Source organism: Paracoccus onchidii, assembly GCF_028294535.1.
GTDB lineage: Bacteria > Pseudomonadota > Alphaproteobacteria > Rhodobacterales > Rhodobacteraceae > Paracoccus > Paracoccus onchidii.
In genome coordinates this window covers 23892-37174 of the sequence record NZ_JAQBIE010000019.1, presented here as the reverse complement: position 1 = coordinate 37174, position 13283 = coordinate 23892, and the positions used below count along the sequence as shown (strand labels likewise).

Here is a 13283-nt window from a genome sequence, read left to right as displayed (position 1 = left end):
GCTCAGCCTGCACCGATTTGTTGCCATGCAGCATGGGCGGCCAATACTGTCTGCATCTGTGCTTCGTGCCCGGCGACGAATTGCGGTCCGTAGACGGTTTCGTCCGGATATTCGGTGATCAGTGTCAGGGGCACGCTATGGCGGTCATCCTGATGCACATAGCAGGGAAAGCCGTTGATCATCTCGAACCCGGTCTGACCTGCGTGGGTTCTATATAGATCGATCTGGCGGGCGTTGAAATCACCAAGCCCTGCAACCTGTTGAAGACTGGCGGTGACGCGATCAATCAGCTGATCGGCCATGCCCTTCCATCCCTCGCGATAGCGCAACACAAGAAAGAACCCCTTGGGCAGGGTCCACATGGCGAAATTGCGTGGAATATATCCCGTCAATGGGCGGGTCCATTCATGGGCTGGGTAGCCATGCAGATTGACATGCAGCTTTGCGCCCGAAACCTCTTCGGCCTGGTTGCGAATTTCCTTTTCGTATAGGGGGCCGCCGGGTTCGCGATATTCCAGATCATCGCCAAGCGCCGTATAGCGTGCCGCGTGCAGCATATGTCGCGGTGTCAATGCAGAAAGGCGGCCGTGCAGCGCATAGCCATCCGGGTTCTCCATGGGCGAAATCACGAAATCGGCCTGTTGTTGCGCCAATCTATGCGCGGCGCGCAGCGCCCCGACCACAGGGGTCGTCTCATTGGCATGCTGCCCCGCCGAGATCATTACCGGTTTGCCGCGGCCCTGATGGTGACGCGCCTCGACCGGCCGGCCCGCATGGCTTTGGGCCGTCAGGCTGGGGCCGCCGATCTGTGCAAGTTCTGTGCGGATCTGCGCATTCGACAAAGGCGCGGCAGCGCGATCGAGGTTCTGCCATTCGCCCGCGCGCTCGACCTGATCAAACGGGCGCAGGCTGATTTGCAGGGTGCAAGTCGCCCCCTGGGTCACCTCGGGAACGATCTGGCCGGGCTGTAAATGCCGGTCGCCCAGTGGTCGCCCCGAAAATTTCTGGAAAAACTCCAGGCAGGAAAAGTAGAAGTCCTCGTGAAGGGCCTCAGCGAGGCTGACAATTTCGTCCTCATAGCCAAGATCCAGATCGCGGGCAGGAACCGTCGCCGCGATGTTCAGTTCCTGAAAATACGGTTCGCAAGGCCCCCAATCATGTTCGGCGATTGCAGCCATAGCGGCGTGGAACATCTGTTCGTAATCGGTTTCGAGCCGCCGCGACCCGTCCGCATCGCTTCGCCAGCCGGTCGGGGACAGCACGGTTTGACCGACATGATCGGTATGGACGCGGTTGGGGGCCAGAACCCGGTGCTGTTCTGTCCGGTCGCGATAGGTCAGGTCGACCGTATAGTGCAGGCCCGTATCGCCTTGCTCGAAACTCAGCCGGGCTTGGGGGAACAGGGCCGCCAACGGATAGGATTCAAGAAGGAAACGGTTTGGCTCCGCAGCCTCATGGACCGGCCAGCGGATCGTTGCGGCCACAAGGCCGGGGGGCACATCTTCCAGAAAGAAATGCAACAATGGCTTGTAGGCGCTGCGGATGCGGGCGGTTATGCCCTTTGCGGCAAGCGCCTCTTCGGCGCTGCGTCGGGCGGCGTGGTCATCAAAGGTCCATGCCTCGAACGGAGCGCTGGCCGTGTCGACCAGATCTTGCAGGGTTGGCACGGGGCTGTATTCAAAGTTCATCTTTCGGTTCTCCCCGTCGGGTCCAGACTGTCGCGCAGCCAATCACCCAGCAAGTTCAATCCCAGAACGGTCAGCAGGATGGCCAGCCCGGGAAACACGCTGACCCACCACGCCGTTTGCAAATAGGTGCGTCCATCCGCCAGCATTCCGCCCCAACTGGGGATGGTCGGATCGACGCCCAATCCCAGAAAGGTCAGGCTGCTTTCCAGCAGGATGTTGTTGGCGACGTTCAACGTCATCAGCACGATCACCGGCCCCAGCAGGTTGGGCAGCAGGTGTTGCAGGATGATGTTGCGGCTTTTGACGCCCATGGCCTGTGCCGCCAGCACGAATTCCCGCTCGCGCAGTGCCAGCACCTGTGCCCGCACCAGCCGCGCATATTGCACCCATTGGGACACGATCAGCAGGAGAATGGTGTTCGTCAGGCTGCCGCCGACGATCGCGATGATCGTGATGGCCAGCAGGATGAAGGGCAGCGCCAGCTGGATATCGGCCGATCGCATGACCACGACATCCCAGATGCCGCGATAATAACCGGCGACCAGACCCACCGCGACCCCGATCAGGACCGAACCGACCACCGAGACAAAACCGACCTGCAACGAGATCCACCCGCCGGCGAAGACGCGCGCCATGACGTCACGGCCAAGCGGGTCGGTGCCGAACGGATGGGCGGGCTGTTGGAACGGCGCGATCAGGCGGGCCGTCAGGTCGATCTCGCCTGCGCCGGGAAACAGCCAGCTGGAAAACAGCACGCAAAACGTGATGCCCAAGGTCAGCCCCAACCCCATGATGAACTCAAGCGAGAAATAGCGCGATTTCAGGAATGCGGACATTGACATTACTCCGTCCGGATCCGCGGATCGATCAACCCGTAGGCAATATCGACCAGCAGGTTGACCAACACGATCAGCGTCGAAAGGATCATGATCACGGATTGCAGCACCGGATAATCGCGCCCCGCCACGGCATCAAAGGCAAGGCTGCCCATGCCGGGCCAGTTGAAAACCCGCTCGACCACCACGATACCGCCCAGAAGCCCGCCGAATTGCAGGCCGAGAAAGGTGATCAGCGGGATCGCACAGTTGCGCAGCGCATGCTTGTACAGAACCGTGCGTTCCGACAGGCCCTTGGCGCGTGCGACCATGATATATTGCGACTGCATGACCTCGAGCATCGAGGTCCGCACCAGGCGCACATTGGTTGCCGTCAGGATGATCCCCATGGTGACCGCAGGCATGATGAATGACGCAATGCCGTTCATGCCACTGGGCGGCAGCCATTGCAGGGTGATCGAGAACAGCAGGACCAGCATCGTTGCCAGCCAGAAATTGGGAAAGGACAATCCGACAAGCGACAGGATGCGGATCAGCTGATCCTCCCATTTTCCGCGACGAATGGCAGCGCGAATACCCAAGGGGATCGAAATGACAATCGACACCAACAGTGACGTGAAGGCCAGCAGCAGCGTGGCCGGCAACGCGTTCCCGATCAGTGTCGAAACCGGCGTGCCACCAAGGAAGCTGCGCCCGAAATCCCAGGTGAACAGGCCAGATAGCGTTGCGAGGTATTGCGACAGGAACGGTTCATTCAGGCCCAGCCCCTCGCGGATGCGCTCCAGATCTGCCTCGGTGATATCAGTTGCGCCCTGCGCGATCATCATGGCGGGGTCGCCGGTCATCCGGACGGCGACCGAAACGATCAGCGTGACCACCATCACGACGAACACGGCTTGCGCCAGACGTTTCAACAGGAAACCTGCCATGAGCCGGCCCTTCTAGTCAGAGAGAAAGGAATTGGCGGCGCGCATGTGGCGCCGCCATGATCTGCAACTTACTGAACGCTGACCTTGTTCAGCTTCAGACGGTTGTCCGGTGCCGGTTCAAAATTCTGAACACGCTTGTTGGTCGCATAGATGGCGTTCAGGTTGTAAAGCGGCATTTCCAGCGCCCGGTCAGCAGCATAGGTGGCGATTTCCTGCAGCAGGCGTTCGCGCTCGGCCTGATCTGTCAGCGGGCGCTGCGCTTCGAGCATCTCATCCAGTTGCGGATCGCTGTCATAGGGGTTCCACTTTTGTCCGGTGTGATACATCGCATAGGCGGTGTTGTCGAAATCGAACGTCCAACCGCCCCAGCTTTGCTGGAACATCTCGCCGGTCTTGCCCTGGGGAATGATGTCGTTCAGCAGAACATTGGTTTCATAGGGCTTGATCGTCGCGGTCACGCCGACCATGCCGAGATAGGCGGCAACGGCCTGCGTGACCTCGTTGAAGGTGGCGTCATTGCCGCGTGTGTTGATTTCGACGGTGGCCCCGGGTGCAACGCCTGCCTTTTCAAGCAGCGCCTTGGCCCCTTCCGGATCGAAGGGCAGCGGCTTCAGCGCCGGATCATGCCCGAAAGAACGTTCGCCCTGGAAGGATGCAATCACCGAAGCCTGCCCGCCAAGCACCGAATTGACGATTGTCTCGCGATCAACCGCCATGATCAGCGCCTTGCGCACATCGGCATCTGCCGTGATCCCGCGGCTGGTGTCAAAGCGTAGCGCGGTTACGGTCGGGCCTGCGGTGGTGACCAGCTCCAGATTGTCATCGGCTTCGATCGTGGGGATCATGCCCACGGGGATGGTCGGTGGAATGACCAGATCGACCCCGCCCGATTGCAGCTCTGCCAAGGCTGTGGCCGGCTCGGTGATGAAGCGGTATTCCAGCTCGGCCAGTTGCGGCGCGCCATCCCAGTAATCGGCATTTGCCTCCAGCTGCACCCCGATTTTCGGCTCGTAGGACACCATCTTGAACGGACCGGTCCCGACGGGCTTGGTGTTGAACACGTCATCGCCCATTTCGGTGATGTATTTGGGCGGAACGATCATCGCACCGTAACCTGCCAGCTTGGTCAGCAAGACGGCGTCGGGTTGGGACAGATGGAAGTCGACAGTGTAATCGTCGATGATCTCGACGTATTCGATTGCGGTATAGTTCGCCTGCTGCGGGCCCTTGGCGCCCTCGTCGCCGAGCAGGCGTTCGAATGTGAATTTCACCGCCTCGGCGTTGAAGTCTTCGCCATTGTGGAATGTCACGCCTTCGCGCAGGGCGAAGCGGATGCGCAACCCGTCATCCAGAACCTCCCATGATGTGGCAAGGCCGGGCACCAGTTTCATATCCGGTCCGCGATAGGTCAGACCTTCGAATACATTGGTCGCCAGCGAAGCCCAGTTCACAAGAAATGTGTCGATGGGATCCCAGCTTCCCGGGTCTTGTGGCGAAGAGACAATCAGCTTGCCGTCAGCATGTGCCGTCGTGGCATGTCCGGCAGTCAGCGCGGCAAGCGCCACGGCCATTGCGGTCAGGGTCTGTTTCATCATTTCGGTCCTGTTGGTGGTTTTTAGGTTTATATTCAGTTGCTTGCGACCATATGTCCAGGTGATACCTCACGATGGATCGCGGCCGGTGGTTCATCACCAATGCGGCGGGTCGTGGAAGGAACTTCCCCCTCGAGCCTGACGGGTTCGCGCCGATGGGTCGGATCGGGATGGGGCACGGCCGACAAAAGCCGGCGCGTATAGGGATGCGCGGTGTTTTCGAACACCTGTCTGCGGCTGCCCATTTCGACGATTTGGCCCAGATACAGCACCGCGACACGATGGCTCATTTTTTCAACCACGGCCATGTCATGGCTGACAAACAGATAGGCCAGCCCGTCATCCTTTTGCAGATCCATGAACAGGTTGATGATTTGCGCCTGAATCGAGACGTCCAGCGCCGAAAGCGCCTCGTCCGCGATGATCAGGCGTGGTTTGCTGGCCAATGCGCGGGCGATGCAAACCCGTTGCCTCTGGCCGCCGGAAAACTGATGAGGATAGCGTGTCGCGACGCTTGCGGGCAGGCCGACACGTTCCAGAAGTTCACCGATGCGGCGGCTGATGTTGCGGTCATTGTCCATCAGCCCATGGGTGCGGATGGGTTCCGCAATCGACCAGCCCACGGTCTTGCGCGGATCAAGCGAGGCAAAGGGATCCTGAAAAATATACTGGATCTCTTGTCGAAGCTTTTGGCGTTCGGCCAAGGACATGCGTGACATGGGCTTGCCGTCAAAGGCAATGTCGCCGGCGCTGGGGGAATTCAGTTGCATGATCGCCCGCGCAATCGTCGATTTTCCCGATCCGCTTTCACCGACCAGAGACAGGGTCTCGCCGGGATGAATATCGAAACTGGCGCCGGTTACAGCCGGGCATACATGCGTGACCTTGCCATACCAGGTTTTTTTCAGGTCAAAGCGGACCGACAGGTCGCGGACGCTCAGCAAGGGTGCGGCGGCCATTTGCGCAGTGTCCTGAACGCGGGTTTCGCCGACCTGTTCTGGTCGGCCATCCACCAGCACGGTCAATGGCGATTTCAGCGGGTAATCCTGCCCCGTCATCGCGCCCAGCTTGGGCACCGCAGACAAGAGACTGCGCGTATAAGGGTGCCGGGGGGTCGCGAAAATGGTTTCAACCGGACCCTCTTCGACCTTTTCGCCCTTCCACATGACCACCACCTGATCGGCAATTTCGGCCACGACCCCCATGTCATGCGTGATGAAAATGATCGACATGCCCAGCTCGGCCTGCAAATCACGCAGAATATCCAGAATCTGGGCCTGAATGGTGACATCCAGCGCCGTGGTCGGTTCATCCGCGATCAGCAGTTTCGGTCGGCAGGCCACAGCCATTGCGATCATCACGCGTTGACGCATGCCCCCAGACAGCTGATGGGGATAACGGTTGATTACCCCCTGCGCATCAGGCAGGCGCACAAGCGAAAGCAAGCGCACGGCCTCGGTCAAGGCATCCTGGCGCGACACTCTTTCGTGCAGCATCAGGATTTCTGCAATCTGGTCACCGATCGTATAGACCGGATTCAGCGATGTCATCGGTTCCTGAAAGATCATCGCGACATCCTTGCCGCGGATCTGGCGGGCCTCGTCCTGTTGCAATGTCAACAGGTCGGTCGGACGGGTTGCGGGATTCAGGACGATCGAGCCGCCGTCATAGGTTGCACCATTCAGATCGGCCAGCCGCATGATCGACAGCGAGGTCACGCTTTTGCCGGATCCGCTTTCCCCGACGACCGCGACCGTCTTGCCCAACGGCACCTCAAAGCTGAGATCCTTGATCACCTGACTTGCGCCGAATGAAACCGTCAGCCCCTGAACGGAGAGAAGCGAGGTGTGATGCGTGTCTTTCATCTTTGCCCTCTGATTTCGGCGGAAGCAGTGTCGCCGCAATGTTTCGCCATATGTGGCAATGCACGGCATGTCAGGCGCGCGGGTTCATTATGACGCGCCTATGTCATAAATCAATAGGGTGATTTTTATAAATGCACTTACCAATCAGTCAAATTGTTCAACAATAAACATCCGACTGATCGGTTGTTTTTGCTCATGGGCAACAAAAAAGGGGCCACCCTATGGGTGACCCGATCATCAATTCACATGTTCCGGGAACGCGGGGGCTAGTCTTCCATCCAGCCCTGATCGAACCAGTTTGATACATCGCCCGGCCAGGCAAGGGTCTTACCGTCGGCGTCTTTCAGCACGCCACTGTCAAACAGGAAATGTGCCATGTTTGAAAAGCGCGTCGGGTCGATCTTGCCGACGGGGGTGTCGCCGTCCCGCAGGTAGCCGCCACTGGCGATCGCAGCCATTGAGGCATGAACCAACGCCTCGTTCGGGAAGTCGCCGGTCTGGACCAGGATTTGTGCGGCGGCACGCGGGTGGTCAGCCGCCCATTCATAACCTTTCTGGGTGGCCTGCATGAACGCGTTGACCATTTCTGGCTGCTCGCTCAGCACCTCGGTTCGGGTGCCGATATATCCGTTCTGCTGGTCGGGAATACCGTAATCCGCATAGGTGAATGACGATTGCTTGCGCCCGAGAAGTTCACCGTTGACGCCTTCCCATGTGGCGACCTCGAGGGTGAAATCCACCGCGCCCGAGGCCAGCGCCTCATAGGCGCCGGTGCCAAGCGTGACCGTATCCCAAACGGGGTCGCCTCCGTCATGTTCGATCATCGTGCCGATCAGTGCCGCCTCCCAGGCGCTGCCGAAACCTGCATAGGTCTTGCCCGAAAGATCGGCCGGGCGCGTGATCTCGGTGTTGTCACTGTTATAGACCAGCCGGCCATTTTCATGCTGCATGGTTGCCCATAGCGCGACAAGATCGGCATCAGCCGCCTTTGCGCTCATGAAACCAAGCGATGTCAGATAGGCGAAATCCGCCGCCCCGGCCGCCAACAATGCCGAAGAACTGGTGTCGGAATAGGGCAGCAGGTCGACATCCAGGCCGACATCGCCATAAAAACCACGATCCTTCGCGACAACCAGCCCGATATGGTTCGTGTTCAGCGTCCAGTCCAGTGCAACCGACACGAATGAATCAGCATGTGCGGCAGCCGGTGCAAGCAAGGTTGCGGCAAAGAATATCGGGCGGATCATCAGGGGGTTTCCTCTAGCAGCAGTGATTTCAGTTTATCGCGCATGGGCGCAAGGGCGGTTTCGCCCCGCTGACCGCGCATGTGATCGACAGGAAGATCGGCAATGATGCGTCCGGGCGAACTGGACATGACGATGATGCGATCGGCCATATATGCGGCTTCGTTCAGATCATGCGTAATCAGCAGAACCCCGCGCGGACGGTCTTGCAATCGCGCCAGCAGCCATTTCTGCATCCGCAGGCGGGTCACGGCATCCAGTGCGGAAAATGGTTCATCCAGCAGGATGAAGCGGCCGTCCTGAACAACCGTTCGCAGGAATGCCGCGCGCTGGCGCATTCCACCCGAAAGCTGCGACGGAAACATGTTCTCGCAGCCTTGCAGCCCGAACGACTGGAACAGGGGCGCGACAAGCGTTTTTGCTTCGCGTCGCGATTTCCCGGAAATTTCAAGGCCGAGTGATGCGTTTTGAATAATCGTCAGCCACGGGAACAACGCGTCGTTTTGGGGCTGATAGCATAGCGCCGGATGCGGCGTTGCGATGGCGTCGCCATCCAGCAACAGTTCACCGTCACTATGCATCGACGGCGGGGCGATGCCTGCCAGCCATCGCAAGATCGATGTCTTGCCACATCCAGAAGGCCCGATCACAGCGGTGATCCGGTTGTCTTGCAACCCGAGATTCAGGCCGGACAGCAATGTTCGCTTGCCTGCGCGGATACAGAGATTGCGGATCTCAAGCATGGTTGCGGGCCTCGGGGCCTTTGGCTGTCCAGCGATCGATCAAACGCAATGCGCCCAACAGGGTCAGGGTCAGGCAGGCGGATACGACCACCGCCGCCAGAACAAGGTCCGCCCGAAAGTTGTTCTTTGCCGACAGGATATAGATCCCCAACCCCCGCCGCGCCCCGGCATATTCGGCAAAGATGGTCGCCACGATTGCATATGTCGCAGAAATGCGCAGACCCGCCAGAAATGCGGGGCGCGCCGAGGGCAGGGCGGCTCGGCGGAAAATCTCCATGCGGTTGGCCCCCATCGATCCGAGCAATTCGCGAAAGGCCGCCGGTGTCTGACGGTATCCCGAAAGCAGGCTGAGCAGCATCGGGAAGAATGTCACAAGGATCACCAGCAACACCTTGGGCAGCAGCCCAAAGCCGAACCACAGGATCATCAGCGGGGCCAACGCGACCAGAGGTATGGTCTGGCTTGCGACGAACAGAGGCATCAGGCCGCGTTCGGCCCAGCCGACGAAATGCAGCAGGACCGAGGTGGCAAAGGCAAAGCAGATTGACAGGGAAAACCCCAAGGTCGCAACCCCCAGCGTCACCCCCGCATGCATCCCGATCTCGGCACGGTTTTGTGCCAATGCACGCAAGACCCCACTTGGCGCCGGCAGGATCAGGGGCGAGACTTCGGCCAGACGGCAATACGCTTCCCACCCGACAAGCAGCAGGGCCGCTAGGATCATTGTGGGCAGGATGCGTGGCAAATCGGTCTTCCTTGCGCCGGCTCCTCAGGCTTGGCTGGGGCTGTTGGCAGATGCCGTCATGTCGATCGTGACGTGACCTTCGGCGGGGCCAAAGCGCAGAAAGGCCTGGCGCAGTGTTTCGAAAACGGGGCCGGCATCACCGCGAAGCCTTGTGCAAAAATTCTTCGACTTCAAGAAAGTGCCGGAGTTTTTTAGAAAATCTATACAGCCATAGATTTCATCCATGTGCCGGTCCTGACCCAGCACGTAAAGTGAGAACTGAATGTCGATCCGGACGCCTGTTTCGGGCGCGTCCGCCACTGCGGCCAGCGCCTGTTGCTGCCTTTGATCCAGCGGCGTGTTCTGAGCCACGGCTAGAATGTCGCAGCGACAATTGGGATCATCGGGTTCGCCGGGGCAGCCGCGTGACAGCGTGACATGCATTGTCGAATGGGCGGGGTTGCGCGCGGTGGTGGCAAACAGATCGCGGATCGCGTCGATCAGCGGACCGGGCGCACCGACCATCAATGTGGACATATCGTCGGTCTCGATGCGCAGATCGTCACGATACGGGTCCAGCGCCGTCAGTCCGGACATGATGACCTGAACGAAATCCGACGTCATCGGATATAGCGACACCTGAGCGCCAATGAACATGCGATCCTCGCTCCGCCGGCATTACCCGGATCAGCTGTGAAGGGTTCGCGCGATTTCGCACATCTCAGCCCCGATCAGAGCACCCCCGTTTACCGCCGCGCACCATCATGGAAGGTCGGCCTGATGTCAAGCGCGGGGTGCTGCACGGTCGGGCAGAGGCGAAACAGACCTGCTTTTCTACAGGCGCGGCAATCGCAGCTTGGTGCGCGCCGATTTTTTCGAGGGCGGTGAAAGATGCGGGATGATCTGCATCATGGCCTGGGCCGCGTCTTGCATAAGCGTGATTTGTTCTGCGCTGGTCGGAAACGGGTCGTCCGCGCCTGCGGCGAGGTCGCTTGTGTCAAAGAGTTGGTCGAGGTCGGGTCGATATACAGACCTTATTTTTTCAATAGTATCATTGTGATAAGAGACGATATTTCGGCGCCTTCGAAGTTTGTAGACATCGCGCGACCTGAAGATGCCGTCGGGGTTTTGGGCCTGCACGGCGCGGGTGATCGCCGGTGCCTTCAGGCCAAGGTGGCGAACGGCATAGCCTGACATCTGGCTGAATGCCAATGAGAAAGAGGTATTCGCGTTATGTGCCGGGCGGATAATATTGGTAGTATCGGGCATGCCGATGACATGCAGAAAGTCATCAACAGCATTTTCATTCACAAGATGGGCACGATCATAGGGGCGAATGATGATGTTTTCGCTGCCGAAATGTTTGGCGTATTCGTCGATGATCTTCTCATGCATCAACCCGTCACGCGTATTGCGCAGGAATTGCAAGGCGTCTTGTCTGGTATCGTCGGCCTTCAGTCGCTGTTTGAACAGGCTTTCGACATAGAGGTCCGGGCGCCGCAGATAGATGATGATCTTGATTTGATCGGCGATGGATGGGGGCAAAAACCTGCGCAGTTTCGCGGCCACCTTCGGTCTTGAAAGCAGCTCGCCGCTGAGAATGGCCGTGCCGGTGCGTTTCCTGGTGATTTCCTTGTGCAGCTTGCGTTGCAAGGGGGCGCTGTCATTCGCAAGCAGGGCAGCTGCGATCGGGTTGTGATGAATCCGCAAGCCATTGGATTCCTTGCGGCCGGTGCGCAGATAGGTATAGCCGTGCTTTTTCAAGGCCGGCTCGTTCATATGCAACACGTGCTGAATCGAGGACGAACCGGTTTTCTGCGTGCCGATATGGATATAGAGCATCTTTGTTTCCCGCCCGGTCATGTTGGCGCCCAGAGTTTGCGGTATGGCGGCCTTTTCGTCGCCGGACCGTAAAAGTTTGGCGCGCGCGCGGCAAGGTCGGGGCGGCAGCCGCTGAACATCGCGATCAGTCGTCCAGCAAATGGCGGGCCAGTTTCTGGGCGCTGGCGACAGCCCGTTCGCGGTACAGCGGCCAAGTCTGGGTCAGCCCTTCGAAGATCAGCAACAGAGATACTTCTTGACCTTCAAGCTGTGTCGCCTTTGCGGCCCGGGCCGCAACCTCGGATTTGTGGCGCTCCAGCAATTCATGCAAGCGCGAATCCGTTGGTGCCGAAGCGACGGCAGCATGAAACAAGCAGCCATGCGTGGCTTCGTCGGCCATCCAATGGCCAATTCTGTCCAGCATCTGGAACAGGGCTTGTTGCCGGTCAGCTGGCAGGTCGTCACATATCAGCGTCACATATCGCTGATGGCGATATTCCAGTGCCGCATACACCATATCGCTTCGCGAAGGGGTGTATTTGTACAATGTTCGCAGGCTGACACCGGCCGCATCGCGCAGATCCTCGACGCTGGGTTGCGCAAAGCCTTGCGTGGCGAAGGCATGTTCCAGCCCGGCAGAAATTTTCGTCACGATATCCTTCATGCTTGACGATGTAGAATGTTCTCTCTACCTACGCAAGTAGAGTAAACATTCTACCAAGGAAAAGGTGATCCTCATGACGTTGCCCAAAACCATGAAAGGTGTTGTCCTGACAGGCCATGGCGGATTGGACAAACTGCAATGGCGCGAAGACCTGCCCGTGCCGGCCCCTGCGGCGGGCGAGGTTCTGGTGCGCGTCGGCGCGGCGGCTTTGAACAATACCGATGTGAATACGCGGACGGGTTGGTATTCCAAAACTGTACGGGGTGATACCGCGTCCGGCGCCGCCGAAGGCTATGGTGGTGGTGCCGATGCTGATGGCGCCTGGTCCGGTGCCGCCTTGATCTTTCCGCGTGTGCAGGGCGCGGATGTTTGTGGCGAGGTCGTGGCCGTAGGTGCGCAGGTGCCCCAGGATCGCATCGGCGAACGGGTGCTGCTGCGTTCGATGCATTCGACGGAATCGGGCAGGCACATGGATTTCCATACATTGGGGTCCGAACGGGATGGTGGTTTCGCGCAATACACGACCATGCCCGCGCGCCATGCCATCCCCGTGCGTTCGGACCTGTCTGATGTTGAACTGGCAACGTTTCCCTGCGCGTTTTCGACCGCCGAGGGCATGATCCAGCGTGCCGGTTTGGGGGCCGAAAATGTCTTGATTACCGGTGCGTCAGGCGGGGTCGGCTCTGCTGCGATACAATTGGCAAAACGGCGCGGCGCGCATGTCACCGCGTTGACAACTGCGGGCAAGGCCGCCGCCCTGAAGGATCTGGGGGCGGATGAAACGCTGGATCGGGATGGCCGGTTGCCCGATAAGGCCTTTGATCTGGCGATCGATCTTGTCGGCGGATCAGGGTGGGCTCTGGTGATCGATTCCCTGAAGAACGGTGGGCGCTATGTCACGGCGGGGGCGATAGCGGGGCCGATTGTCGAGCTGGATCTGCGCACGTTGTATCTGCGCGACCTGTCACTGTTTGGTAGCACCTATCAGCCCGACAACGTCTTTACCGATCTGGTGGGGTATATCGAGGCGCAGGAAATCCGCCCGCTACTGGCCGCAACCTATCCTTTGCATGAACTACGTCAGGCGCAGGAGGTGTTCCTGTCCAAGACCCATATCGGCAAGATTGGCATTCAGGTGCGGGATTGATCGCAATGTAGCGCCGGGGCGATGTCACGC

General features: G+C 59.2%; 12 protein-coding genes and 1 riboswitch. Of the genes, 1 reads left to right on the top strand and 11 read right to left on the bottom strand.

The features are described from left to right. Positions 1-2 precede the first annotated feature (2 nt). The 11 genes from PAF17_RS14440 to PAF17_RS14390 all read right to left on the bottom strand — a co-directional run bounded on the left by PAF17_RS14440 (position 3) and on the right by PAF17_RS14390 (position 12094). A complete protein-coding gene (locus PAF17_RS14440) occupies positions 3-1688 on the bottom strand; it encodes a M14 family zinc carboxypeptidase (protein ID WP_271889811.1) in 1686 nt (561 codons plus the stop codon). Then, entirely contained in the window at positions 1685-2524 is an 840-nt protein-coding gene (locus PAF17_RS14435; protein ID WP_271889810.1) for an ABC transporter permease, read from the bottom strand. Before PAF17_RS14435 ends, PAF17_RS14440 begins: the two co-directional genes overlap by 4 nt. Before the next feature lie 5 nt (positions 2525-2529). After that, positions 2530-3453 (bottom strand): ABC transporter permease, encoded by a 924-nt coding sequence (locus PAF17_RS14430; protein ID WP_271889809.1) that lies wholly within the window; start codon positions 3451-3453, stop codon positions 2530-2532. A gap of 68 nt (positions 3454-3521) precedes the next feature. Continuing rightward, the gene (locus tag PAF17_RS14425; protein ID WP_271889808.1) at positions 3522-5045 is read right to left on the bottom strand and encodes an ABC transporter substrate-binding protein; all 1524 of its coding nucleotides are present in this window, start codon (positions 5043-5045) and stop codon (positions 3522-3524) included. Positions 5046-5080: 35 nt separating this feature from the next. Continuing rightward, complete coding sequence (locus PAF17_RS14420) at positions 5081-6910, bottom strand: ABC transporter ATP-binding protein (RefSeq protein WP_271889807.1); 1830 nt, start codon at positions 6908-6910, stop codon at positions 5081-5083. A 266-nt stretch (positions 6911-7176) separates the two neighbouring features. After that, on the bottom strand, positions 7177-8157 hold the full coding sequence (locus PAF17_RS14415; protein ID WP_271889806.1) for an ABC transporter substrate-binding protein: 981 nt from the start codon (positions 8155-8157) through the stop codon (positions 7177-7179). Beyond that, on the bottom strand, positions 8157-8897 hold the full coding sequence (locus PAF17_RS14410) for an ABC transporter ATP-binding protein (RefSeq protein WP_271889805.1): 741 nt from the start codon (positions 8895-8897) through the stop codon (positions 8157-8159). The genes PAF17_RS14415 and PAF17_RS14410 overlap by 1 nt, the downstream gene beginning before the upstream one ends. Next, entirely contained in the window at positions 8890-9642 is a 753-nt protein-coding gene (locus PAF17_RS14405) for an ABC transporter permease (RefSeq protein ID WP_271889804.1), read from the bottom strand. Before PAF17_RS14405 ends, PAF17_RS14410 begins: the two co-directional genes overlap by 8 nt. Before the next feature lie 24 nt (positions 9643-9666). Continuing rightward, entirely contained in the window at positions 9667-10278 is a 612-nt protein-coding gene (locus PAF17_RS14400; protein ID WP_271889803.1) for a YkoF family thiamine/hydroxymethylpyrimidine-binding protein, read from the bottom strand. Further along, positions 10269-10375, bottom strand: a riboswitch (TPP riboswitch). It overlaps the preceding gene by 10 nt. 80 nt (positions 10376-10455) lie before the next feature. Beyond that, complete coding sequence (locus tag PAF17_RS14395) at positions 10456-11463, bottom strand: hypothetical protein (RefSeq protein ID WP_271889802.1); 1008 nt, start codon at positions 11461-11463, stop codon at positions 10456-10458. 124 nt (positions 11464-11587) lie between these two features. After that, positions 11588-12094 carry a TetR/AcrR family transcriptional regulator gene (locus PAF17_RS14390; RefSeq protein WP_271889801.1) on the bottom strand — a complete coding sequence of 169 codons (507 nt, stop codon included), beginning with the start codon at positions 12092-12094 and terminating at the stop codon, positions 11588-11590. Positions 12095-12179: 85 nt separating this feature from the next. Here PAF17_RS14390 and PAF17_RS14385 point away from each other — a divergent pair, with 85 nt between their 5' ends. Further along, on the top strand, positions 12180-13253 hold the full coding sequence (locus tag PAF17_RS14385; protein ID WP_271889800.1) for an alcohol dehydrogenase family protein: 1074 nt from the start codon (positions 12180-12182) through the stop codon (positions 13251-13253). Positions 13254-13283: the final 30 nt, after the last annotated feature.